Source organism: Stenotrophomonas sp. LARHCG68 (assembly GCF_052871705.1).
Map to the genome: position 1 here is coordinate 559,549 of NZ_JBIXJV010000002.1, position 22,670 is coordinate 582,218.

24 protein-coding genes are annotated in these 22,670 nt (G+C 67.2%); 3 read left to right on the forward strand and 21 right to left on the reverse strand.

Annotated elements, in window-relative coordinates; genetic code table 11:
- Positions 1-20: 20 nt before the first annotated feature.
- From rrtA to ACIPR8_RS10125, 20 genes are all read right to left on the reverse strand, one after another.
- Entirely contained in the window at positions 21-626 is a 606-nt protein-coding gene (gene rrtA, locus ACIPR8_RS10030) for a rhombosortase (RefSeq protein WP_446540927.1), read from the reverse strand.
- The gene (gene rhlP / locus ACIPR8_RS10035) at positions 569-1,456 is read right to left on the reverse strand and encodes a rhombotarget lipoprotein (RefSeq protein ID WP_446540928.1); all 888 of its coding nucleotides are present in this window, start codon (positions 1,454-1,456) and stop codon (positions 569-571) included. Before rhlP ends, rrtA begins: the two co-directional genes overlap by 58 nt.
- A 62-nt stretch (positions 1,457-1,518) precedes the next feature.
- Positions 1,519-2,895, reverse strand: coding sequence for an FAD/NAD(P)-binding protein (locus tag ACIPR8_RS10040; protein WP_446540929.1), 1,377 nt, complete (start codon positions 2,893-2,895; stop codon positions 1,519-1,521).
- Positions 2,896-3,048: 153 nt separating this feature from the next.
- On the reverse strand, positions 3,049-3,216 hold the full coding sequence (gene rpmG / locus ACIPR8_RS10045; RefSeq protein WP_172675037.1) for a 50S ribosomal protein L33: 168 nt from the start codon (positions 3,214-3,216) through the stop codon (positions 3,049-3,051).
- Between the two features lie 10 nt (positions 3,217-3,226).
- The gene (gene rpmB, locus ACIPR8_RS10050) at positions 3,227-3,463 is read right to left on the reverse strand and encodes a 50S ribosomal protein L28 (RefSeq protein WP_132863867.1); all 237 of its coding nucleotides are present in this window, start codon (positions 3,461-3,463) and stop codon (positions 3,227-3,229) included.
- Between the two features lie 212 nt (positions 3,464-3,675).
- On the reverse strand, positions 3,676-4,362 hold the full coding sequence (locus ACIPR8_RS10055; protein WP_446540930.1) for a hypothetical protein: 687 nt from the start codon (positions 4,360-4,362) through the stop codon (positions 3,676-3,678).
- Between the two features lie 58 nt (positions 4,363-4,420).
- On the reverse strand, positions 4,421-5,053 hold the full coding sequence (locus ACIPR8_RS10060; protein WP_446540931.1) for a cation transporter: 633 nt from the start codon (positions 5,051-5,053) through the stop codon (positions 4,421-4,423).
- A gap of 203 nt (positions 5,054-5,256) precedes the next feature.
- On the reverse strand, positions 5,257-8,421 hold the full coding sequence (locus tag ACIPR8_RS10065; protein WP_313253664.1) for an efflux RND transporter permease subunit: 3,165 nt from the start codon (positions 8,419-8,421) through the stop codon (positions 5,257-5,259).
- A gap of 32 nt (positions 8,422-8,453) precedes the next feature.
- Entirely contained in the window at positions 8,454-9,428 is a 975-nt protein-coding gene (locus tag ACIPR8_RS10070; RefSeq protein ID WP_446540932.1) for an efflux RND transporter periplasmic adaptor subunit, read from the reverse strand.
- The gene (locus ACIPR8_RS10075; RefSeq protein WP_446540933.1) at positions 9,425-10,705 is read right to left on the reverse strand and encodes a TolC family protein; all 1,281 of its coding nucleotides are present in this window, start codon (positions 10,703-10,705) and stop codon (positions 9,425-9,427) included. The genes ACIPR8_RS10070 and ACIPR8_RS10075 overlap by 4 nt, the downstream gene beginning before the upstream one ends.
- Before the next feature lie 55 nt (positions 10,706-10,760).
- Positions 10,761-11,144, reverse strand: coding sequence for a hypothetical protein (locus tag ACIPR8_RS10080; protein ID WP_192287102.1), 384 nt, complete (start codon positions 11,142-11,144; stop codon positions 10,761-10,763).
- A 215-nt stretch (positions 11,145-11,359) separates the two neighbouring features.
- Positions 11,360-13,153: a DUF885 domain-containing protein gene (locus ACIPR8_RS10085; RefSeq protein WP_446540934.1), complete on the reverse strand. Its 1,794-nt coding sequence runs from the start codon at positions 13,151-13,153 to the stop codon at positions 11,360-11,362.
- 106 nt (positions 13,154-13,259) lie between these two features.
- Positions 13,260-13,595 (reverse strand): lipid-A-disaccharide synthase N-terminal domain-containing protein, encoded by a 336-nt coding sequence (locus ACIPR8_RS10090; RefSeq protein ID WP_425603631.1) that lies wholly within the window; start codon positions 13,593-13,595, stop codon positions 13,260-13,262.
- A 2-nt stretch (positions 13,596-13,597) separates the two neighbouring features.
- On the reverse strand, positions 13,598-14,320 hold the full coding sequence (locus ACIPR8_RS10095) for a glycosyltransferase family 2 protein (RefSeq protein WP_446540935.1): 723 nt from the start codon (positions 14,318-14,320) through the stop codon (positions 13,598-13,600).
- 73 nt (positions 14,321-14,393) lie between these two features.
- Entirely contained in the window at positions 14,394-15,359 is a 966-nt protein-coding gene (locus ACIPR8_RS10100; protein WP_446540936.1) for an NAD-dependent epimerase/dehydratase family protein, read from the reverse strand.
- 133 nt (positions 15,360-15,492) lie between these two features.
- Positions 15,493-15,801: a helix-hairpin-helix domain-containing protein gene (locus ACIPR8_RS10105; RefSeq protein ID WP_132863885.1), complete on the reverse strand. Its 309-nt coding sequence runs from the start codon at positions 15,799-15,801 to the stop codon at positions 15,493-15,495.
- 37 nt (positions 15,802-15,838) lie between these two features.
- Positions 15,839-16,753 (reverse strand): ParB/RepB/Spo0J family partition protein, encoded by a 915-nt coding sequence (locus tag ACIPR8_RS10110; protein ID WP_132863887.1) that lies wholly within the window; start codon positions 16,751-16,753, stop codon positions 15,839-15,841.
- Positions 16,753-17,550: a ParA family protein gene (locus ACIPR8_RS10115; protein ID WP_132863889.1), complete on the reverse strand. Its 798-nt coding sequence runs from the start codon at positions 17,548-17,550 to the stop codon at positions 16,753-16,755. The genes ACIPR8_RS10110 and ACIPR8_RS10115 overlap by 1 nt, the downstream gene beginning before the upstream one ends.
- A gap of 195 nt (positions 17,551-17,745) precedes the next feature.
- Complete coding sequence (gene rsmG, locus ACIPR8_RS10120; RefSeq protein WP_446540937.1) at positions 17,746-18,384, reverse strand: 16S rRNA (guanine(527)-N(7))-methyltransferase RsmG; 639 nt, start codon at positions 18,382-18,384, stop codon at positions 17,746-17,748.
- A 360-nt stretch (positions 18,385-18,744) separates the two neighbouring features.
- A complete protein-coding gene (locus ACIPR8_RS10125) occupies positions 18,745-19,323 on the reverse strand; it encodes a 4'-phosphopantetheinyl transferase family protein (RefSeq protein WP_446540938.1) in 579 nt (192 codons plus the stop codon).
- Between the two features lie 114 nt (positions 19,324-19,437).
- Between ACIPR8_RS10125 and ACIPR8_RS10130 the strand changes: the two genes are divergently transcribed.
- A complete protein-coding gene (locus tag ACIPR8_RS10130; RefSeq protein ID WP_192287108.1) occupies positions 19,438-19,692 on the forward strand; it encodes a GlsB/YeaQ/YmgE family stress response membrane protein in 255 nt (84 codons plus the stop codon).
- 57 nt (positions 19,693-19,749) lie between these two features.
- On the opposite strand, the gene xth is transcribed toward ACIPR8_RS10130, so the two are convergent.
- A complete protein-coding gene (gene xth, locus ACIPR8_RS10135; RefSeq protein ID WP_446540939.1) occupies positions 19,750-20,523 on the reverse strand; it encodes an exodeoxyribonuclease III in 774 nt (257 codons plus the stop codon).
- A gap of 221 nt (positions 20,524-20,744) precedes the next feature.
- Here xth and ACIPR8_RS10140 point away from each other — a divergent pair, with 221 nt between their 5' ends.
- Together ACIPR8_RS10140 and ACIPR8_RS10145 are read left to right on the forward strand one after the other, a co-directional pair.
- The gene (locus ACIPR8_RS10140; protein ID WP_446540940.1) at positions 20,745-21,812 is read left to right on the forward strand and encodes a type IV toxin-antitoxin system AbiEi family antitoxin; all 1,068 of its coding nucleotides are present in this window, start codon (positions 20,745-20,747) and stop codon (positions 21,810-21,812) included.
- Complete coding sequence (locus tag ACIPR8_RS10145; RefSeq protein WP_132863900.1) at positions 21,797-22,669, forward strand: nucleotidyl transferase AbiEii/AbiGii toxin family protein; 873 nt, start codon at positions 21,797-21,799, stop codon at positions 22,667-22,669. The genes ACIPR8_RS10140 and ACIPR8_RS10145 overlap by 16 nt, the downstream gene beginning before the upstream one ends.
- Position 22,670 lies beyond the last annotated feature (1 nt).

Here is a 22,670-nt window from a genome sequence, read left to right on the forward strand (position 1 = left end):
AACCGCGATGCAATCGCCGCTCAGACGCCCTGCCGGGCCATCGGCTGCCGGGCCTGCCGGGCCAACCATCCGCCGACCACCGCCCACAGCGTCCCGCCCGCCGCGCCGAGGCGATGGGCCAGGGTAATCACCACCCATCCTTCCCAATGGCTGCCAAAACGCCATTCGTGAAGCAGCTTGAGTGCAAGCAGGCCCAGCAACAGCCACGCCACGGCGCCGCCGCGGCGCGCCAGCACGATCACCAGCAGCCCGTGCAGCAGACCGGACAGGCCGGCATACCAATCCAGTGCCGGATCCAGCCACAGCAGCCCCAGTGACAACAACGGCATGCCCAGCAGCGCTGCGGCAGCCACCTCACCCAGCATGCGTTGGCGCGCCGCCAGCACCAGGATCACCGCGAGCGCCGCCAGGTTCAGCAACGCATGCGTTGAATCCAGGTGCAACAGGTGGCCACTCCACAGGCGCCACCATTGCCTACCTGCGACGCAACCGCGATCCAGCACCATCACGTCGGCGAGCCCCGGCCAGCGCAATGCCGATGCGCTGGCCAGCGCCACCACTAGCAGGATCAGCGACGCCGCAACAGCAGGCCGGCGCCAACCAGCAACAAGGCCAGTTCCCACCATTGCGTGCTCCCACCGCCACCACCACGGCGCCATTCGCCACCGGAACGGCGATCCACCAGCTTGACCTGGCCTTCCTCGCGTACACGCACGGCGAAATCAGCGATGGCCTTGTCCAGGTTGCCGGTCATGCTGGTCATCGCCACGTCGAAGCTCTCGCCCGCCAGGCGCTGCTGGGTTTCATCCACGCGCACGGCTGTCGAGCCGCCGTCACGCTGGTCCGTACCCGGGGCGCGGAACAGCAATGTACGCGTCTTCACATCGAACACCGATGTGTCAACGAAGGTGCTGACCTGGTTGTTGTTGCCACGGATGGTGTAGGCGCCCACCAACGTCCAGTACAGCACCGACGCCGCGTTCTGGTCGGTGCGGATGATCTGGTCGTAGGACACCAGCGCCACCAGGTCCACGCTGTACATGCGTGCCACCTGTTCCAGGTTGTCGAAGCCCCCGCGTGGACGCAGGTAGCCGTCCGGGATCACCTCGATGCGCTCGATGAACGGCTGCGCGCGGAAGGTTGCACGTACCTTTTCCAGCAAGGCACTGCGCTCGGCGGCACTGACCCCCACCGGATCATTGTTCGACGGCACGAACACCAGACCCACGCGTGCCGGCAACCGCACCTGTGGCGTCTCTCCCGCGGTGGCTGGCTCGAATTTCTGGCCGGGTGGATAGAGGTAGTCCACCGCGCTGCTGGAAACGCCGCGCCGCTGGCTACCATCTTCAAACAATGACGCGCAGCCGCCGAGCAGCAGTGCCGCGCCGGCAGCCAGCAGCCAACGCGGGGTTCGCCCGCCGATCAAGCTACGGCGCTCGTCGATATCAAGCCTCATCTGTCCCGCTCTCCTTGTGGGTTGTTGCCCGCACTATACCGGCCCACCGAAGGCCGGATCGCTCAACCCAGCAGCGCCGCCGCCTGTGCAGCCTGCCCCCTCAGTTCCGGAATGGCCAGGCTTTCCCACAGCCGGCCGATGCGCAGGCTGCCCAGTACCTGCACGCGCGGCTCGACCGCGCCGTCGGCATCGATCAGGCTGCCGTCCGGCGCACTGTCGATGCCCATGCCGTGCGGCCCCGGGCGCGCCAGCCCGCTGCCCAGCAATTGCTGCAGCAGGGGATTGCGCATGGCCTGGGCGCGCATCTCCACGCCGGTGGCGTTGACCACGCAGTGCACGTCCAACGGCAACGGATGACGGCGCAGGTCCATGGCGGTCAGCCGCACGCAGGCACCCTCGCTGACCGCGGTCTCCAACCGGCCGCGATGCAGCACCAGCCGCTTTTCCTGCTGCAGCTGCACCAGCTGTGCATGCACGGAGCCGGCGATGCGGTGGCGGTGGATGTCCCAATAGCGCACCACGTGGCGCAGGAAGCGCCGCTGGTCATCGCAGGACAGCGTCTGCCACAGCGCCTGGCCCATCGGCCGGATCCGCTCCATCACGTTCTGCCAGGGGATGCCGCGCGCGGCGGCCGCGCGCGCATGCCCGCGCAGGGCATGCAGGCGCTGGCGCAGGTTCATCGCCAGCAGCGGCTCCGGGTCGTAGTCGGCGGCCGGCCCCTTGGCATGTGGCAACGGCATCAGGGCATGCCGTGACAGCACGTGGATACGCCCGCGGTGGCCGCTGGCCAGCAGCGACACCACGGTGTCGGCCATGCTCAGGCCGGAGCCGATGATCGCCACGTCGGCATGCTCGGCGATGCCACGTACCGCCGCGAAATCCCATGCCTCCACGCGCTTGCCCTCGGGCAGCGAGCCAGCGCCACGGGCCGGCAACGGGCGCAATGCATTGCCCGAGGCCAGCACCACGCGCCGTGCCTGCACCGCCTGCCCGGAGGCCAGGACCAGGCGCAGGCCATCACCGTCACGGTCCAGCTCAAGCACGCGCTCGGCGCGGATCTCCAGCTGTGCGGCACTGCTGTTCACGGCCTGCTGCAGGCGCGCGCGCAGGTATTCGGCGTACCGCCAGCGCGGCACGAAGCTCGCGGCCAGCATGTCGCGCGCCACCCCGGGGAAGGCTTGGGCGTGGATCAGGTAATCGAGGAAGTCCTCGACCTGGTCGGGGAAGCCGCCCATCTTGCCGGCCGGCACGTTGAGCAGGTGCTCGTCGTAGGGCGTGGCGTAAGCCACGCCGCGTGCCAGCGGCAACGAGGGCTCCAGGATCAGGATGCGCAACGCCGACCGCGCGCCGCGCAGCAGGCCGATGGCGGTGAGGACGCCGGCGGCACCGCCGCCGATGATGGCCACGTCACACGGCCCGGGGGTATCAAGAACGCTCATCCGCCCGATTGTAGGCGATGCCATCGCCCTGTCTGATGCCCTGCCGGCATGTGTTCATGGGCGATGCGCCGACGGGCTTTCACACGCCTGAAACACAGAACCCGCCTTGCGGCGGGTCCTGGGTGGAACGGTAGACCAGGCAATCCGGGTGGATTACTTGATCTTGCCTTCCTTGTACATCACGTGCTTGCGCACCACCGGATCGTACTTCAGGAATTCCATCTTCCCCGGGGTGTTCTTCTTGTTCTTGTCGGTCGTGTAGAAGTGGCCAGTGCCGGCCGAGGAAATCATACGGACCTTATCGCGCTTACCTGCCATGATCGTTTACTCCTCAGACCTTTTCGCCGCGGGCACGCAGCTCAGCCAGAACGGAATCGATGCCGTTCTTGTCGATGGTGCGCAGTGCATGCGCGGAAACACGAAGCTTGACCCAGCGGTTCTCGCTGGCGACCCAGAAACGACGCTCGTGCAGGTTCGGCTGGAAACGACGACGGGTCTTGTTGTTGGCGTGCGAGACGTTGTTACCCGTCTGCACTCGCTTGCCGGAAACTTGGCATACGCGGGACATTGCGCACCTCGGTAATGTTGGTGACTTCCTTAGCCAGGAAGACGGCGGCCCCGGCGGTTGCCCGCCACGTGTCATGGGAATCAAAGGGTTACGCTGACAAGGGTGGGCGAATGACACGTTCCCGACCACCAATCCGGAGGTTTCCGGACACAGCGAGCCGGCAATTATGCCGCGCGAAGTCCCCGAGTGCAAATCACCGGCCGCAGCGGGGCCTACTGGGGGGCGAAGTCCAGCGTGCGGCGCCAGCGCAGCGGCGTGCCGGCCCGGCCCGGGTCCGGCGGGAACAGGCTCAGGTAGCCGGCGGCGATGGCGCGGTCACGCAGGCGTTCACCCACGCCCTCGGCCACTTCCACCTCCACATGGGTCACCTTGCCTTGCGGGTCGACGTCCATCGCCCAGACCAGCCGGCCCGACCATTGTTCCGGCGGGATCGAGGCATCGTAGTTCGGGCGGCCGGCGACGTAGGGAATGCCACGCTCCTGGAACAACGGCGAGTCCTCCAGGCTTGGATCGACGCGGATCGTCGCGGTGTTGGTGCCGCCGTCACCGAGGAGGACATGCGCCGTCCAGTCTCCCGGCCTGCCACCGATGCCCAGGTCGGCCCGGTAGCACCGTTTGGCACCGCGGTAGTCGTCATAGCGGTGCAGGGACACCTGCTTGCCGTCGGCATCGCGCAACTCCAGCTGCAGGCCGCCGACATCGTCGGTCGTGGCATTGGCGGCCACGCAGATCTGGTGCTCGTGATCGCCCGTCATGACGAACTGCCGCGTCTGCTGGCGGGCAATCGCGTCAGCCGGTGTCCTGGACCACAGGAACTCGATGTAGATGGGGCTGTCCTGCGCGGCGGCAGGGCCACACAGCGACAACAGAACCGGCACCGCAAGATGGTGCATACGCATGGGCCCGCTCCCTGAATGTACCGCCCGACTCTAGCCAGCCAGGCGCACGCACATCAAGTCAGGCCGCACGTGCCTGCGCACCACGCAGCTCACGCCACGCTGCCCGCGCCACCTTCCAGGCCGAGCGCAGGAACAGCAGCAGCAAGGCCACGGCGATCAGCAGGTCCGGCCAACCGGCACCGAACGCCCACACCGCCAGCGCGGCCAGGATCACGGCACTGCCTTCGTACACATCGTTCAGCGAACACGCCCAGGCCGAGGCCAGGTTGATGTCGCCCTGCCGGTACGGCCACAGCAGGCGCAGGCACAGCAGGTTGGCGACCAGATTCAGCAGCGCGGCGATGCCCATGCTTTCGAACAGCGGCAGGTGCGGATGGGCCAGCTTCCAGCCGATGCCCACGGCCACCGCGATGGCCGCGCACAGGATGAACACCGCCTTGAGCAGGGCCACGCGCGCCTTGGCGGCGAGGCTGGCACCGACCACCGCCAGGCTCAGTGCGTAAGTCAGCGCGTCGCCGAGATTGTCCAGGCTGCCGGACAGCAATGAGGCCGAGCCGCTGTGCCAGGCGGCGGCCATCATCATCACGAACGTCAGCAGGTTGATGACCAGCACCTGCACCAGCACCCGCCGTTGGCGGGCCTGCATGCGTTCGACTTCCAGGGTTTTGCCGCAGCCGCAACACTCGCTCATGGGGGGGCTCGAAGGGTCTCGATGATGCCTATTGTCGCGCTGGTGCGGGTTGTCTGCAGCGCAGATGGAAAGTCAGCCAGACCTGCCCCTCAGGCTGGGAAAGCGCAGCGTGCCCATGAAGCCCCCCTCACCCCAACCCCTCTCCCGCCGGCGGGAGAGGGGCTTTCAAGCACGGGAGAGGGGCTTTGAAGCCGTGCGCGCTGTCAGTCCTTGCGATGCAGCCAGCGGTACAGCACCGGCAGCAACAGCAGGGTCAGCAGCGTCGAGGAGACGATGCCACCGATCACCACCGTGGCCAGCGGGCGTTGCACTTCCGAGCCGGCGCCGACGTTGAACGCCATCGGCACGAAGCCCAGCGAGGCGACCAGCGCGGTCATCAGCACCGGACGCAACCGGCCCAGCGCGCCTTCGCGCACCGCCACGTCCAGAGAGCGTCCCTGTTCGCGCAGGTGGCGCACGAAGCTGATCATCACCAGCCCGTTGAGCACTGCCACGCCGGACAGGGCGATGAAACCGATGCCGGCCGAGATCGACAACGGAATGCCGCGCAGCGCCAGGGCCAGCACGCCACCGGTCAGTGCCAGCGGTACGCCGCTGAACACGATGGCCGCGTCCTTGCCCGAGCCGAATGCCCAGAACAGCAGCGCGAAGATCAGCACCAGCGTCACCGGCACCACCACCGCCAGGCGCTGGCTGGCCGAGATCAGCTGTTCGAAGCTGCCCCCGTACTCCACCCAGTAGCCGGCCGGCACCTTCACCTGCGCATCCACCGCCGCCTGCAGGTCGGCGACGAAGCTGCCCAGGTCACGGTCGCGCACGTTGGCGGTGACCACGATGCGGCGCTTGCCGTTGTCGCGATTGATCTGGTTCGGCCCCTCGCTGCTCTCGATGCGGGCCAGCTCACGCAACGGCACGGTGCGCGCGTCACCGCTGCGCCAGCCACCGGCGCGACTGGACTCATCGGCGCTGTCCTGCGCCAACGCCGGTTCCAGCGACACCGGCAGGTCGGCCAGCGCGGCCGGGTCCTGGCGCAGGGCCTCGGGCAGGCGCACGACGATGTCGAAGCGGCGGTCACCCTCGAACAACTGCCCCGCCACACGCCCGCCCACCGCGGTGGACACGGTGGCCTGCAGTTGGCCCGGGTTGAGCCCGTAGCCGGCCAGCGCGCTGCGATCGGGCGTGACCGTCAGCAACGGCAGGCCACTGGTCTCCTCCAATCGCACATCCGCTGCGCCCGGCACCTTCCCAGCGACCTCGGCGATGCGCTGGCCGACCTGCGCCAGGGTTTCCATGTCGTCACCGAACAGCATCACCGCCACGTCGGCACGCACGCCGGAGATCAGCTCGTTCATGCGCATCTGGATCGGCTGGGTGAACTCGTAGTTGTTGCCCGGCAGTTCCTCCACCGCGGCTTCGAGTTCGGCCAACAGCTGCACGCGCGGCTTGCGTGGGTCCGGCCACTGCTTGCGCGGCTTCATCATGATGAAGGTATCGGCCACCGACGGCGGCATCGGGTCGGAGGCCACTTCCGGCGTGCCGATCTTGGAGAACACCTTGTCCACCTCGGCGAACTGCAGCAGGCGCATTTCCACCTGCTTCTGCATGTTCACCGACTGGGTCAGGCTGGTGCCGGGAATGCGCATGGCATGCATCGCCACGTCACCTTCGTCCAGGTTGGGCACGAATTCGCTGCCCAGCCGCGTGGCCAGCAGGCCGCACAGCACCACCAGCAACGCCGCACCACCGACGATCCAGCGCCCGCGCCGCAGCACCGCGTCCAGCAACGGCTCGTAACGGCGCCGCAGCCAGGCCATCAGGCGGTTTTCCTTCTCCTCCACGCGCCCACCCAGGAACAACGCGATCGCGGCGGGCACGAAGGTCAGGGCCAGCAGCATCGCGCCGGTCAGGGCCAGCACCACGGTGATCGCCATCGGGTGGAACATTTTCCCCTCAACGCCGGTGAGCGCGAAGATCGGCAGGTACACCGCGGTGATGATGCCCAGGCCGAACAGGCTGGGGCGGATCACCTCGGCAGTGGCGCTGGCGGTCTCGGCGAAGCGTTCCTCCAGCGTCATCGCCCGGCCCAGGGCATGCGCGCGTTCGCCGAAACGACGCAGGCAGTTCTCGATGATGATCACCGCGCCGTCGACGATCAGGCCGAAGTCCAGCGCCCCCAGGCTCATCAGGTTGGCCGACACGCCGCCGCGCGCCATGCCGGTCAGCGTGAACAGCATCGACAGCGGGATCACCGCCGCGGTGATCAGCGCCGCGCGGAAGTTGCCGAGCAGCAGGAACAGCACCACGATCACCAGCAGCGCGCCTTCCAGCAGGTTCTTGGCCACGGTCTGGATGGTGCGGTCCACCAGCGCAGTGCGGTCATAGCTGGCGGTGACGGTGACGCCTTCGGGCAGGCTGCGTTGTGCCTGTTCCAGCTTGGCGGCGGCGGCCTGCGCCACCTCGCGGCTGTTGGCCCCGACCAGCATCACCACGGTGCCCATCACCACCTCGTGGCCGTTCTGGGTGGCCGCGCCGCTGCGCAGCTCCGGGCCCTCGGCGACCTCGGCCACGTCGTGCACGTGGATCGGCACGCCTTCGCGGCGGGCCAGCACGATGTTGCCGATCTCCTCCACGCCGCTCACCTGCCCGGGCACGCGCACCAGGAACTGCTGGCCGTTGCGCTCGATGTAGCCGGCGCCGACGTTCTGGTTGTTGCCCTCCACCGCTTCGGCGACGTCGTCGAGGGTGAAGCCCAACGCGCGCAGCTTGGCCGGGTCCGGAGTGATGTGGATCTGCCGCTGGTAGCCACCGATGGTGTTGACCTCGGTGACGCCCGGCACATTGCGCAGCTGTGGGCGTACCACCCAGTCCTGCAACGTGCGCAGGTCGGTGGCGGTGTACGCGGTGCCGTCCGGCTTGCGCGCCTCGGGATCGGCGTCGATGGTGTACATGAAGATCTCGCCCAGGCCGGTGGCGATCGGCCCCAGTTGCGGATCCAGCCCTTCAGGCAGCTGTGATTTCACCTGCTGCAGGCGTTCGGCCACCTGCTGGCGGGCGAAGTACAGGTCGGTGCCATCCTTGAACACCACCGTCACCTGCGACAGACCGTAACGCGACAGTGAACGCACCTGCTCGAGTTTCGGCAGGCCGGCCATCACCGTTTCCACCGGATAGGTGATGCGCTGTTCGGCCTCCAGCGGTGAGTAGCCTTCGGCTGCGGTGTTGATCTGCACCTGGACGTTGGTGATATCGGGCGTGGCGTCGATTGGCAGGCGGGTGAAGCTCCAGCTGCCGATGGCGATCAGGGCCAGCGTCAGCACCATCATCAACCAGCGGTGCGCGATGGCCGCGCGGATGATGCGCTCAAGCATGGCGCGGCCCTCCGTGGATGCGCTGGCGGCAATCAATGTTCATGCGACGCCCCCGCCTTGCCGATATCGGCCTTGACCACGTAACTCTGCTCGACCACGACCTGCTCGCCGGCGCGCAGGCCATCCTTGACCTCGACCTTGGCGGCATCCCGCGCGCCCAGCGTCACCTCGCGCGCGGTGTAGGTCTCGCCCTCGCGCACGAACACCACGTCGTGCCCATCCATGCTCTGCAGCGCCGACAGCGGCACCACCACGGCGGCCGGCTGCATCGCCACCACGATGCGCGCCTTCACCGCCGCGCCCGGGCGCCACAAGCCGTCCTCGTTGCGCACGACCGCGCGTGCCACCGTGCTCTGGCTGGCGGTGGCGGTGCCCGGCAGCACGCGTTCGAGCGTGGTGGCCTGGCTGACGCCATCGGTCATGCGGGTGACGGTGACCGGCACCCCGGCGGTGATGTGCTGGGTGTCGGCACCGAAGATGTGCAGGTCCACCCACAACTCGGACAGGTCGCCGATCTCGAACAGCGGCGTGCCCTCGCCCGCCACCGCACCGACCTGCGCCTGCCGCGACAGCACCACGCCGCTGATCGGCGCACTGACGCCGTAGGTGGTCAGGCTCAGGTTGCTGTCGATGCTGGCCAGCGCCTGGCCGGCGCTGACGCGGTCACCCACGTTGGCCCGCAGCGCGCGGATCGGGCCGGGAAAGCGCGCCATCACCTGCGCCACGCGGCCATCGACCGGCGTGAGCAGGCCCTGCACCTCATGCTCGTCGGCGATGGTGCCGGACTGCGCCGGTGCGCTGACGATGCCGGCCTGCTGTGCCATCGCCGCCTTGATGGTGGTGCGTTCGGCTTCTTCCTCGCCTTCCTCATGGGCGTGGCCGGCTTCGTCGTGGCCAGCCTCTTGCGTGGGCGCGGACGCCGCTGCCTCGGGCTTGCCGCCGCAGGCACTCAACGACAGCACCAACAGCACCAGTGCGGCGGTGGAAATCAACGGGGTGCGGCTCATCGTGCGTTCTCCGGGGCAACGGTGGCGTCATCGGCGAGCATCGACTGGCCGGTGAGACGCTGGATTTCAATCAGAGCAGTCTGTGCGGCGATGGCCGAATCGAGCTGGCGCTGGCGCGCCTCGATGCGCATGGCCTGCAGCTGCGCCCATTCCATGTAGCTGGCCGCGCCGGCACGCCAGGCCTGTTCGGCGGCACGTTCGGCCTTCTGCAGCTGCGGCAGCACGTCGCGCTGCAGGCGTTCCACCTCCAGCCGTGCACCGGCATAGCGGCCATGTGCTTCGGCCAGCGTGGCGTACAGCTGTTGCAGGCGCGCCTTGCGCTCATAGGGCAGCAACGCGAGGTTGGCCTCGGCTTCGCGGATTTCCGGCGCGGCGCGGCGGGCGCTGCCGAGCGGGATGCTGAACCCCCCGACCAGCGACGTGGCGCTGTCGGCGCGGCTGTTGCGCACCCCGACCTGCCAGTTCCAGTCCGGGCGCGCGGCAGTACGTGCCAGCTGCAGCTGGGCATCGCGGACGCGCTCCTCGCCCAGCAACTCGGCCAGCTCCGGTGCACGCTGCAGTTCGTCGGCCAGCACGTCGAAGTCACGTGCCGCCGGCAGGCGCAGGGCATTGCCACTGACCGACGCGAAACCCGCCTGGCGTGCGCCCCACAGGGCGGCCAGGGCCAGGCGCGCCGAGGCGGCTTCCTGGGTGGCGCGGTCGCGGTCCAGCTCGGCCTGCGCCAGCATCGCCTGCGCGGTGAACAGCACCGATTCCGGTGATGCACCGGCCTGCAACCGCACGCGCGCGGCATTCACCGCACGACGGCGCTGCTCGATGTCGGTCAGGGCGATGTCCAGCGCGGACTGCGCGCGCGCCACGTCGAGGTAGCGACGGGCGGTTTCTGCCAGCAGGTCCAGCCGCGCGGTGGCACGCTGCGGGGCCAGGGCGTCGAGGTTGGACTGCGCCAGCAGGCGGCGCGCGTCGAGCTTGCCGCCGCGCTCCAGCACGCCGGACAGGCTGACGGTGGTTTCCAGCCCCTTCAGGCCGCGGTTGTCGCCGCTGCCGAGCAGGTTCTCGACATCGACGCCGAACTGCAGCGGCGGGCGCAGCGAAGCGGCGTCCCGGCGTGCTTCCAGCACGGGACGTTGTGCATCGACCTGTTGCAGGTCGGGGTGGTCAACGGCGACGCGGGCGATGGCCGCGTCCAGGCTCAACGGAACAGCAGACGCCGGTGCCTGCGCGTACACGCGCGGCACCAGCGCAAAGGCGGCTATCGCCGCCAGGCGCATCCACATGGGGAATCTCCAGATAGCAGTTGCAGACGTGGGAGCCGGCCAATGGGCCGGGACGTCAGGCGGCTATCGGGGGACGGAACAGGCTCTCGGTCGGCTGCGAGGCGCACTGCGGCACCTGCGCCAGCGGTGCGGACTGCACCGGCGGGAACGACAGCGACCACGCCGGCGCCAGGGTCGGCAGCACGCCGCCATGGCCGTGGCAGTCCACGCAGTGCACCAGGGCATGCAACAGCGCGTTGGCGGCATCCTCGGCATCGGGCGCCTTGGCCAGCGCCGCGTCGTCGTGTTCATGCACGTCGGCGCCGATATCGGCATGCGACAGCATGTGGATGTCGGTCAATGCCGAGGCCAGCGAGGTACCGAACACGCCAAAACCCACCAGCGCCAGCATCAGCAGGCGCAGCAGGAACAGGCGGCGGTGGCGCAGGGACTGCAGCATCGGCGCAGCCTACCGGTGGTGGGGGCCGTTACACAATCGCAGGGGGCAAAAGCTGCCCTCATCCGGCGCTGCGCGCCACCTTCTCCCGCACGCGGGAGAAGGGCTTGGGTACTGCAATTGCAGGTATTGCTCCAGCGGGCGACCACCCCCTCCCTTCTCCCGCAAGCGGGGGAAGGTGGCGCGCAGCGCCGGATGAGGGCGCCTTTGCTTCGGCCTTACTTGGCGTTCTTGCGTTGCTCAATATAGGCACGCACCTGCTGCTCCAGCACCGGCAGCGGCACCGAACCCAGGCGCAGGATGGTGTCGTGGAAGCCCTTGACGTCGAAGCGGCTGCCCAGCGCCTGCTCGGCCTCGGCACGCAGGCGCACGATGGTGATCTCGCCCAGCTTGTAGCTCAATGCCTGCGCCGGCCAGGAGATGTAGCGGTCGACCTCGGTGGTCACCTCATGCTCGCTCAGCGCGGTGTGGTCACGCAGGTAGGCGATGGCATGCTCGCGGGTCCAGCCGTAGTGATGCACGCCGGTGTCGATCACCAACCGGCAGGCACGCCACATCTCGTAGGTCAGCCGACCGAAGTCCTCGTACGGGGTCTGGTAGATGCCCATCTCCACGCCGAGCTTCTCGGTGTACAGGCCCCAGCCCTCGCCGTAGGCCGAGATGTAGTTGTTGCGGCGGAACTCCGGCAGGTCGGTCTGCTCGGCGGCCAATGCGCCCTGCAGCGCGTGGCCCGGGTCGGACTCATGCAGGGTCAACGCCGGCAGGTTGTACAGCGGGCGTGCCGGCAGGTTGTAGGTGTTGAGCCAGTAGGTGCCCATGCCGCCGCGGCCGGCGGTCCAGAACGGGGCGATGTCCGGCGGCACCGGCACGATGGTGAAGCGCGCGCGCGGCAGCGTCATGTAGCGGCCGATCACACCGTCCACGCGCTTGGAGATCCACGCCGCGCGCCACAGCAGTTCGTCCGGGGTCTTGGCGTAGAACTGCGGGTCGGTACGCAGGAACTGGAGGAAATCGGCGAAGCGGGTGTCCGGGCTTTTGCCGGTGAAGCCGACCTTGTCGATGATGGCGTTCATCTCGCCCTGGATGCGCTTCACCTCGGCCAGGCCCTGCGCATGGATCTCCTGCGGGCTCATGTCCAGCGTGGTGTACTCGCGGATCTGCTGGCGGTAGAACTCCTTGCCGCCGGGCATCTTCTCGGCGGCAAGGGTGGTGCGCGACTGCGGCACGTACTCTTCGCGGAAGAAGGTCAGCAGCTTGCCGAACGCCGGTACCACGCTGCCGCTGATGGCCTGCCGGGCATCGGCCTGCAGGCTGGCCTGCTCGGCGGCGGGGATGCTGGACGGCATCTTCTGCAACGGTTCGTACAGCGGCGACTGGGTCGGGTCCTTCAGCCCGGCCACGGTCGAGATCGACACGTCGCGGCCTTCGAGCACCGCGCGCGGCACGCTGAAGCCGCGCGCCAGGCCGGCGCGCATGTTGACCATCTGCTGGTCGAAGTAGCGCGGCACGTCGTTCAGGCGCGCGATGTAGGCACGGTACTCGGCAGCGGTCTTCATCTCGCGCCGGGCCATGAAGCTCAGGTTCGACCAGAACGAGGAGTCCGAGTTGAACGGCATCTCGTAGGTGCCCTGGCGCACTTCGTCGGCCAGGTTCTCCACCTGGTACCTGTAGATGGCGTAGTTGACCTGGTTCTCGGCCGAGAGCGTGGCCGGGTCGATGCCCTCCAGCTGCTTGAGTACCTCGTCCCACACCTTGAGCCGGGCCTGCTGGGCCTGCGCGCCGACATCGGGCAGGGTGGTGGCGTCGGCCGGGGCGTCACCGTCCTCGCTGGCCTCGCCGCCGCCGGTCTGCCGCCAGGCCCATTCCTTCTCGTAGATCGCCTGGAACCGGGCATCGGCCGCCTGCGTCGCCTGCGTCGCCTGCGTGGACGGCGCGGCAGGCTGGGCGGCAAGGGCAGGCACGGCGCTCAGGCCGAGGGCAAGCAGGAGGGCGGCGGTCAGCGGTGATTTCACGATCAGGATTCCCCGGATGAAGACAGTTCACCCCCGATCATCGCATTGAAGCCGCTGCCCGACCTAGACCGATTCAGGCGGCAAAAGCGCCGGAATCGCGCCGCCGTCAGTGCCCTGCCTTGTCCCGTTTCCAGCCGCGGTGCTTGATGTCCAGGCGCAGGCTGTACAGCGCGGTGAAGGCCGGGAACAGGTTCTGGATGACGCCGACCGCGTCCTGCTTGGCCGAGAACACGAAGTAGCTCAGCGTCATCAGGCTGCCCAGCACGCTCATGTACCAGAACAGGCGCGGGATCACCGGCTTGCCGGCGCGCCGCGAGGCGACGAACTGCACCAGCCAGCGCCCGCCGAACATCAACGCACCGGTCAGGCCGATGAGCTTCCACGGCGACATGTGCACGCCGGTCCACTCCAGCCAGACCAGCGGCTGGTTCATGAAGTCCATGCTCAGAGCTCCTCCACCGCCGTGCGTTTGGAGCGGGTGATCAGCCATGCCACGCCGCGCAGGTCACGGATGCCGACCATGGCACGGCCGAAGTTGTTGTACTTGGACACGCCCGCGGTGCGATGGCGGTGGTTGACCGGCACGCTCACGGTCTTCCAGCCGGCGCGCTGCATCAGCGCCGGCAGGTAGCGGTGCATGTGGTCGAAGTACGGCAGGTCGAGGAAGGCATCGCGGTCGAACAGCTTGATGCCGCAGCCGGTGTCGGGGGTGTCGTCGCGCAGCATGCGCGCGCGGATGGCATTGGCCCACTTGCTGGCCCAGCGCTTGGAGCCGCTGTCCTGGCGGTTGACCCGCCAGCCGGCGAACAGCTTGACCCCGCCCTCGGCGGTATCGCGCGCGGCCAGCAGCCTGGGGATGTCGGCCGGGTCGTTCTGGCCGTCGCCGTCGAGGGTGGCGATCCACGGCGCGCGCGCCGCCTTGACCCCGGTCCGCACCGCGGTGCTCTGGCCGCTCTGCTGCACGTGGTGCAGCACCCGCAGCTCGGGGTTGGTGGCCTTCAGCGCCTGCAGCACCTGCAGGCTGTCGTCCCTGGAGTTGTCGTCCACGTAGACGATCTCGAAGGGCACCTTGCCGCGCAGTGCGGCGGTGATTTCGTTGACCAGCGGGGCGACGTTGTCGCGCTCGTTGAAGACGGGGACGACCACCGAGAGGGCAGGCTGGTTCATGACGCGATCCGTTGGCAATGCGTATTCAGGAAGACCGCGCATTTTCCCGCTTCCGTATTAGCGGGAGATGAAATCAGGCGCGCGGTCCGAAGTAGGTGCGGCACCACTCCACCACCGGTGGCAGGCCCACTTCAATCGGGGTGGCCGGCTCGTAGCCGAAGGCCGCCCTGGCCCGCGCGGTATCGGCCATGGTCTGGACCATGTCGCCGGGCTGCATGGGCTTGTAGACCTTGTTGGCCGGCCGGCCGGCGGCCGAGGCGATCACGTCGATGAAGTGCTCCAGCTCCACCGGTGTGTGGTTGCCGAGGTTGAACACCTGATGCGGCGTGGCCTCGGCACTGGGATGCGACAGCGCCCCGAGGATACCGGTGACGATGTCGGAAACATGTGTGAAGTCGCGGCGCATGTGGCCCTCATTGAACACCTCGATGCTGCGCCCGGCCAGCACCGCGCGCGAGAACAGCAACGGCGCCATGTCCGGCCGGCCCCACGGGCCATACACGGTGAAGAAGCGCAGCCCGGTGGCGCGCAGGCCATACAGCTGGGCGTAGGTGTAGGCCATCAGCTCGTTGGCGGCCTTGGTGGCGGCGTACAGCGAGCGCGGCTGGTCCACGCGCTGGTCCTCGGAGAACGGCGGCGTGGCCGAATCGCCATAGACCGAGCTGCTGGAGGCGTACACCAGGTGCTGCACGCCGCGGTGGCGGCACAGCTCCAGCAGGTTGACGAAGCCGACCAGGTTGCTCTGCACGTAGGCGTGCGGGTTTTCCAGCGAATACCGCACGCCGGCCTGCGCGGCCAGGTGGATCACCCGGGTCGGCTGCACTTCATCGAACAATGCGGCCAGGCCGTCGCGGTCGGTGATGTCCAGCGCGCGGATGTCCACCTGCGGGCACAGCGCGGCCACCCTGTCCCGCTTGATCTGCGGGTCGTAGTAGTCGTTGTAGTTGTCCAGCCCCACCACCCGCTCGCCACGGGCGGACAGCGCCTGGCAGGTGTAGGCACCAATGAAGCCGGCCGCGCCGGTCACGAGAAGGGTCATCAGAACTATCCAGACGTAATGACGGCATTTTCGCCGCCAACGATACAGATTTCACCGGTCTGCCCTGTCCGGGGAGCATCACGCCGTGCCGCGCTGTCATCGGCCCGGTCCCACGCGGGGGCCGGCGGTCACCTCACCACAGGGTCAGCGGTGCTTCCCTGGCCAGGGTTTCCTTGCGTTCCTTGCTGTAGGCCCACCAGGGCTGCGGGGAATCCCCCGCCATGAAGCGCACGATGGACAGGAACACATCGATCACGCAGGGGTCGTGCACCACGCCGGTCTTCAGGCACAGCTGGGCATACATGTCGTAGGGATCACGCCCGCGCAGGTGCGCCGGGACACGGATTCCAATCAGACGGAGATCTTTCTCACAGGCCGGCCCGACATTCGGCAGGTCGGTCAGACGCAACAGATGATTGCGGTCGACCTTGGTGGGGTTCATTGCCTTGCGTTCACCTCAGGGGGATGAAGGGTGGCCGTCAGCCCTGCTGACGGCGACGCAACCGCTCGAGCACGCCTTCCAGCGTGTCCAGGTCGGTGTAATGGATGACCAGCTTGCCCTTGCCACCACGGCCGTGGGCGATCGCCACCTTGGTGCCCAGCGATTCGGACAGCTCGGTTTCCAGCGAGGCGATGTCGGCCTGCGGCGCGGTCGGCGACGGCTTGGCCTTGCGTGCGCCCGGCACCTTGCCGGCGGCGAACTGCTGGGCGCGGTGCTCGACCTCGCGCACCGACCAGCCCTGCTCGGCGGCTTCCTCGGCCAGCTTGGTGGCCAGTTCCGGCGCCAGCGTGAGCAGCGCGCGGGCATGGCCCATTTCCAGGCGACGGGTTTCCAGCAGCACGCGCACGCCGATGGGCAGGTCGATCAGGCGCAGCAGGTTGGACACCGAGGCGCGCGAGCGGCCGACGGCCTGCGCGGCTTCGGCGTGGGTCAGCGAGAACTCGCTGACCAACCGGGCCAGCGCCTCGGCCTCTTCCAGAGGGTTGAGGTCTTCGCGCTGGATGTTCTCGATCAGCGCCATCGCGATGACGGTGCGGTCTTCCAGCTCGCGCACCACCACCGGCACATCGTCCAGCCCGGCCAGGCGCGAGGCGCGCCAACGGCGTTCACCGGCGATGATTTCGTACTTGCCGCCCTCAATCTGGCGCACCAGGATGGGCTGGATGATGCCCTGCGCCTTGATCGACTCGGACAGCTCGGCCAGCTTGCCTTCGTCCATGTCGCGGCGCGGCTGGTACTTGCCCGGCTGCAGCTGGTCGATGGGCAGCTTGCGCAGCACCTCGCCCGGTTGCGGTTCGGCCACCGCGGCCACGGTCACCGGGGTGACGGCGCCCTTCGGGCCCAGCAGGGCATCCAGTCCACGGCCGAGGCCACGTTTCTTGGCACCGGCCATCAGACGGTCTCCACGGCCGGGGCGGCCTGCTTGCGTTCGTTGTTGCGACGGATGATCTCACCGGCCAGGCCCAGGTAGGCCACCCCGCCACGCGAGCTGCGGTCGTAGCCGACGATGCTCTGGCCATGGCTGGGCGCCTCGGCCAGGCGCACGTTGCGCGGCACGATGGTGCGGAACACGCGGTCGCCGAAGTACTCGGTGAGCTGCGCGGACACCGCGTTGGCCAGGTTGTTGCGCACGTCGAACATGGTGCGCAGCACGCCCTCGATTTCCAGTGCCGGGTTCAGGTTGACCTTGAGCGCATCGATGGTCTGCACCAGCGCGCTGAGGCCTTCCAGGGCGTAGTACTCGCACTGCATCGGCACGATCACCGAGTCGGCGGCGGCCAAGGCGTTGAGGGTCAGCAGCGACAGCGCCGGCGGGCAATCGATCAGGATGAAGTCGTATTCATCGCGGATCGGCGCCAGCGCGCGCTTGAGCCGCTGCTCGCGCTCGCCCTGCTCCATCAGCTGGATCTCGGCGGCGGTCAGGTCGATGTTGCCGGGCAGCAGGTCATAGCCCTCGGCGGTCTGCACGCGCACTTCGACGGCGCTGTTCTCGCCGAGCAGGAGGTCGCAGGTGGAAGCTGCGACTTCACGCTTGTCCACGCCACTGCCCATGGTCGCGTTGCCCTGCGAATCCAGGTCGACCAGCAGCACACGCTTGGGTGCGGCGGCAAGGGAAGCAGCCAGATTGACGGCCGTGGTGGTCTTGCCGACGCCGCCTTTCTGGTTGGCGATGGCGATGATGCGAGCCATGCAGGAGAGCCTCGTGGGCGGGGTTGGACTGGTCATTATGGGGGTAGCGGCGCGCAGGCGGAAATCGGCGTGCCTTTCGGGGGCAATGGCTGCCCCTCCCCGGCCTCCCCTTGCCGGCGGCAACGGGAGGGGGGACGTCATGGATGACGGCGGGGCACCCTGCCGGACAGGGTCCGGGCAGCGGCCGGTCGTGGCCTACTTCCGCTCGGCCACGACCAGGTGGCGGTCGCCGACCAGGCCGGGGACCTGCAGCGGGCGCACTTCCAGTACCTGCCAGTCGGCCGGCAGCTGGGCGATCTCCTCGTGCGGGTAGACGCCCTTCATGGCCAGCAGCTGGCCGCCGGGGCGCAACAGGTGACCGCCGACCTCGACGATGCCGGCCAGGGTGTCCATGGCGCGGGCGGTGAGGTTGTCGTAGGCACCGGGCTCATCCAGCGCCTCGGCCCGCGACTCGGCGACGCGGGCGTTCTTCAGGCCCAGCTGGCGCACGGCCTCGCGCAGGAAGCGGGCCTTCTTGCCATTGCTCTCGACCAGGGTGACCTGCAGCTGCGGATGGGTGATGGCCAGCGGGATGCCGGGCAGCCCGGGGCCGGTGCCGAGGTCGGCCAGGGTGCCGGCGGTGACGTGGCTGGCCATGGCCAGCGAGTCGAGCAGGTGGCGGGTGACCATTTCGCGCGGATCGCGGATGGCGGTGAGGTTGTAGGTACGGTTCCAGCGCACCAGCAGGGCCAGGTAGGCCAGCAGCGGGGTGGCGAGCGCGGCGTCCAGGCCCATGGCCTGCAGGCCCTGCTGCAGGTCGGTGCTGACGTCGGGCGGGAGGGAGGTGTCGTTCATGGCGGGGATTATCGCAGGAGCGGGGGGAGGCTTTGGCTTTGGCTTTGGCTTTGGCTTTGGCTTTTGGCTTTTGGCTTTTGGCTTTTGGTTTTTGGCTTTGGCGCTGCTTCTGCCCCCTCCCTTGCGCCGAAGGCGTAGGGGAGGGTGGGGGAGGGGTCGCTCTGGCTCTGGCTTTGCCTACTGAAAGGACCGGGACGGTATCGGTCGGGGCAAATGCAACAACAACAGCAACAGCTACCCCTCCCCCGCCCTCCCCTACGCCTTTGGCGCAAGGGAGGGGGCTTGGAGCAGAAGCATAAGAAAGGCCGCTGTCGCGGCCTTTCTTCGTTTCGCTCATCACAGTCGATATCACCACAACCATCACAGCGGATACCACGCCAGCGCCGCGCGGAAATCGGCCGTGGCCTGCCACTCGTGCAGGTGCCAGCGGCCGGCCTCGCCCAGGCCCGGGTCGCACCACACCAGCCGCAACGCCCCCGCCGCGTCCGGCGCGAACTGCAGCTTCTCCAGCCCGAACGAGATGCCGTGCCCGTGCGCCTTCAACAAGGCTTCCTTGGCGCACCACACCCGGAAGAACCACTGCTGGCATGCCGCGTCGTCCAGCCCGTCCAGCCACTGGATCTCCTGTGGGTGGAAGAAACGCCGGATCACCTCGCGCATCTGCCGGCGCGGCCGCTGCTGTTCCAGGTCCACCCCCAGGCGTGCGCCCTGCCCCAGCGCCACCAGCAGATGCGGGCCGCTGTGGCTCCAGCCGGTGCCGTAGTGGGCCAGCTCCCCGATCAACCACGGGCGATTGCGCTCATCCCGCGTCAACGGCAGGTCCTGCGGGGTGCTGCCCAGCACATCGGCCAGCAGCACGCGTGCCTGCGGCTCGCCGCGCGTGCCCGGGACATGCGGCAGCAGCCAGAGCCGCACCGGGTCGAAATCCCAACGTTCCACGTAACCCCTCATGCTGAACAGACCACCGCCGCTTCAACAGGACGTTCACCGCGGTGCGCGTTGACTGTCCGCACCGCACCGTCCCCGGGTGCATTCACGCTGGGAGATACACGCATGGGCATCATCGTCTGGCTGGTCATCGGTGGCATCGTCGGCTGGCTTGCCAGCCTCATCATGCGCCGTGATGCACAGCAGGGCATCATCCTGAACATCGTGGTCGGCATCATCGGCGCCATGATCGCCGGCTTCCTGTTTGGCGGTGGCAGCATCAATGCCGCCATCACCCTGCGCTCGTTCGTGCTGTCGCTGCTGGGCGCGGTGATCCTGCTGGCCATCGTCAACCTGTTCACGCGCAAGAGCATCCGCTGAAACGCAGCATGGCGCCATTCGACCGGGCCCGGCCAGCAATGGCCGGGCCTTGCCGTTTCAACCCTGCGCCAACTGCACCCAGGCCGGGGCATGGTCGCTGGGGCGGTCCCAGGTGCGGGGCTCGCGGTCGATGCCCGAGGCCTGCGCGCGCGGCTTGAGCGCGTCGGAGACAAGGGTCAGGTCGATGCGCAGGCCCAGGTTGCGGCGGAACCCGGCGGCGCGGTAATCCCACCAGCTGAAGATGCCGCCTTCGTCGTTGTGCAGGCGGAAGCCGTCGTGCAGACCCAGCTCCAGGATCTTGCGCAGGCCCGCACGCTCGGCGGTGGAAGTCAGGATGTGGTTCTCGTTCCACACCATCGGGTCGGGCACGTCGCGCTCGTCCGGGGCGATGTTGAAATCGCCCAGCACCACCAGCTGCGGGTGCTTGTGCAGCTCGTCGGCGATCCAGCCACGCACCGCCTCCAGCCAGCGCAGCTTGTACTCATATTTGTCCGTGCCCACGTCCTGGCCGTTGACCACGTACAGGTTGATGATGCGCACGCCGTTGACGGTGCCGGCGATCACCCGCTTCTGCTCGTCCTCGAAGCCGGGGATGCCGATCTGCACGTCCTCGATCGGGTGCCGCGACAGCAGCGCCACGCCGTTATAGGTCTTCTGCCCGGCGAACACGTTGCGGTAGCCCAGTTCGAGCAGGCGCGTGTCCGGGAATTTGTGGTCCTCCAGCTTGGTTTCCTGGATGCCGACCACATCGGGGGCAAAGTCGGCCAGCCACTGTTCCAGGTGCGGCAGGCGGACGTTGAGGGAGTTGACGTTCCAGCTGGCGATTTTCATTGTTTGCGCAACCCACTGAATTTCTTAAATTTTATCATCATTTCTTGCAGTATCCCCATTGAAATCTCTCAGACTCCCGGTTCACTGACCCCTGCGATCGGACTCTTTTTCAGCTCCAACACCTCTTTCAGCATATGCTGAAATGCTCAAATTTACTGAAATCACGTTGACTTTTTCACCAATATTGATAATTTCAGCAAATGCTGAAACATATAGAATCAGTGAAAGTAGTCGAAACACGAGCCGCTGAAGCGCTGCAAAGCGTGCTTGGGCAGGTGCCCGCCATCACGCGGCTGAGGGTCGAACCTCAACTTCACGCCCCCGATGGGGGAGCCGATATCCTGGTGCGCCTCAAAGCAGGCGGCCAGGACCGACTGCTGGTTTGTGAAGTGAAGTCCAGTGGGCAGCCACGGTATGTGCGGGCAGCGCTTTTTCGGCTGAAGCACTACGTGGAACGAAACGCGGAAGGTGCCATTCCGGTCTTCATCGCCCCCTACTTGTCGCCAAATGCGCAAGCCATGTGCCGCGAAGAAGGCGTGGGATTCATCGACCTGGAGGGCAATGCCTACTTGTCCTTCGATGGCATCTATATCGAACGCCAAGTCGCCACCAAGCCAGACAGCGAGCGCCGCGAACTCAAGTCGCTGTTCACTCCGAAGTCGGCACAGGTATTGCGCGTCCTGCTCCGCGACCCAAGCCGGACATGGCGAGTGATCGAGCTTGCCGACGCCAGTGCCGTCAGCGTGGGTCATGTCAGCAACGTGCGCAGCAATCTGCTGGACCGGGAGTGGGCCGAAGTCGTGGATGAAGGGCTACTTCTCTCCAAGCCCGATGCCCTGCTTGACGAATGGGCGGCGGGTTACCGCTCGCCCGTCGGAAAGCGCCTGAGCTTCTATACAACGATTCACGGTAGCGCATTGGATGAAGCAACCAGAAAGGTGCTGCGCGCGGGTAGCGATGACAACGGGCAAGCCGTGCTTGCCTCCTACTCTGCTGCACAATGGTTGGCGCCCTATGCGCGCACCGGCACCCACTATTTCTACGCGGATGCACAGGGCCTTGAGCGGCTACACGCGGCCCTTGGACTGTCCGCAGTCGGGAAAGGTCAGAACGTTGTAGTGACGATACCCAAGGATGATGGCCTGTTCCTCGATGCAATCGAACCGACACCAGGCGTGGTCTGCACCAGCCCGGTACAGACCTACCTGGACCTGATCGTGTCCGGCGAACGCGGCATGGAAGCCGCTGACCATCTACGCAAGGAAATGCTGACGTGGCAGAGAATCTGATCCCACAGGAACCGCAATCCGCCACCGACTACGACGACCGCACGACAGCCGCGGTCAAGACTGTTTTGGTCGAGATCGGACAGATCCTCGGCAGCTTCAAAGGAAAGTTCGCCGTGATCGGCGGCGCCGTGCCGTGGTTACTGCTGGCAAATGCGGACATGCCCCACGTCGGTACGCTCGACCTGGACCTTGGCCTCGATGCCGAAGCCCTTGGTGACGGCGAGTACGCGACGCTGGTCGAGTCGCTTATGGGACATGGCTACCAGCAACGTGATGGGCTTCGCCGATTCCAACTGGTGCGGCAGGTACCCGCCACAGATGGCGGTGGACCGATTGATGTCATCGTCGATTTCCTGATGCCGCGTGATGCCGACATCGCAAGGAACAAACCACCGCTGATCGACAACTTCGCCGTCCAGCGAGCAGACGGGGCGGACCTGGCGAACCACTTCTACGAGATGGTGGCGGTTACAGGCTCCATGCCAACCGGCGGCACCAACCGCGTGGAGATCGCGGTATGTTCGATTCCCGCATTGCTGGCGATGAAGGGCTATGCCATCGAAGGCCGTCACAAGCAGAAGGACGCTTATGACATCTACTACTGCATCCGTAACTATCCCGGTGGCATCGACGCCTTGGCGGAAGCCTGCCGGCCGGTGCTGGACCGAGACAGTGGTATTACGGGATACCGCATGATCGCCGGGAAGTTCGACACTCTGGAAAGCTATGGGCCCACCAGTGTCCGCTTGTTTGTCGAAGAAACGGCTGTGTTGGGAGATCGTACCCCGGAACAATGGCAGCAGGATGCATTCGGCCAAGTGGACGCATGGTTGCGAGCGCTGGGCTTGAAAGCCTGAC

Bases quoted from the DNA above. Each gene is read 5' to 3' on its own strand.
- ACIPR8_RS10095 (WP_446540935.1), bottom strand. From the start codon at position 14,320: ATGAACCAGCCTGCCCTCTCGGTGGTCGTCCCCGTCTTCAACGAGCGC.
- rpmB (WP_132863867.1), bottom strand. From the start codon at position 3,463: ATGTCCCGCGTATGCCAAGTTTCCGGCAAGCGAGTGCAGACGGGTAAC.
- ACIPR8_RS10055 (WP_446540930.1), bottom strand. From the start codon at position 4,362: ATGCGTATGCACCATCTTGCGGTGCCGGTTCTGTTGTCGCTGTGTGGC.
- rhlP (WP_446540928.1), bottom strand. From the start codon at position 1,456: ATGAGGCTTGATATCGACGAGCGCCGTAGCTTGATCGGCGGGCGAACC.
- ACIPR8_RS10070 (WP_446540932.1), bottom strand. From the start codon at position 9,428: ATGAGCCGCACCCCGTTGATTTCCACCGCCGCACTGGTGCTGTTGGTG.
- ACIPR8_RS10080 (WP_192287102.1), bottom strand. From the start codon at position 11,144: ATGCTGCAGTCCCTGCGCCACCGCCGCCTGTTCCTGCTGCGCCTGCTG.
- ACIPR8_RS10075 (WP_446540933.1), bottom strand. From the start codon at position 10,705: ATGTGGATGCGCCTGGCGGCGATAGCCGCCTTTGCGCTGGTGCCGCGC.
- ACIPR8_RS10100 (WP_446540936.1), bottom strand. From the start codon at position 15,359: ATGACCCTTCTCGTGACCGGCGCGGCCGGCTTCATTGGTGCCTACACC.
- ACIPR8_RS10060 (WP_446540931.1), bottom strand. From the start codon at position 5,053: ATGAGCGAGTGTTGCGGCTGCGGCAAAACCCTGGAAGTCGAACGCATG.
- rrtA (WP_446540927.1), bottom strand. From the start codon at position 626: ATGGTGGGAACTGGCCTTGTTGCTGGTTGGCGCCGGCCTGCTGTTGCG.
- ACIPR8_RS10105 (WP_132863885.1), bottom strand. From the start codon at position 15,801: ATGAACCCCACCAAGGTCGACCGCAATCATCTGTTGCGTCTGACCGAC.
- rsmG (WP_446540937.1), bottom strand. From the start codon at position 18,384: ATGAACGACACCTCCCTCCCGCCCGACGTCAGCACCGACCTGCAGCAG.
- ACIPR8_RS10130 (WP_192287108.1), top strand. From the start codon at position 19,438: ATGGGCATCATCGTCTGGCTGGTCATCGGTGGCATCGTCGGCTGGCTT.
- ACIPR8_RS10090 (WP_425603631.1), bottom strand. From the start codon at position 13,595: ATGGACTTCATGAACCAGCCGCTGGTCTGGCTGGAGTGGACCGGCGTG.
- ACIPR8_RS10110 (WP_132863887.1), bottom strand. From the start codon at position 16,753: ATGGCCGGTGCCAAGAAACGTGGCCTCGGCCGTGGACTGGATGCCCTG.
- xth (WP_446540939.1), bottom strand. From the start codon at position 20,523: ATGAAAATCGCCAGCTGGAACGTCAACTCCCTCAACGTCCGCCTGCCG.
- ACIPR8_RS10115 (WP_132863889.1), bottom strand. From the start codon at position 17,550: ATGGCTCGCATCATCGCCATCGCCAACCAGAAAGGCGGCGTCGGCAAG.
- ACIPR8_RS10065 (WP_313253664.1), bottom strand. From the start codon at position 8,421: ATGCTTGAGCGCATCATCCGCGCGGCCATCGCGCACCGCTGGTTGATG.
- ACIPR8_RS10040 (WP_446540929.1), bottom strand. From the start codon at position 2,895: ATGAGCGTTCTTGATACCCCCGGGCCGTGTGACGTGGCCATCATCGGC.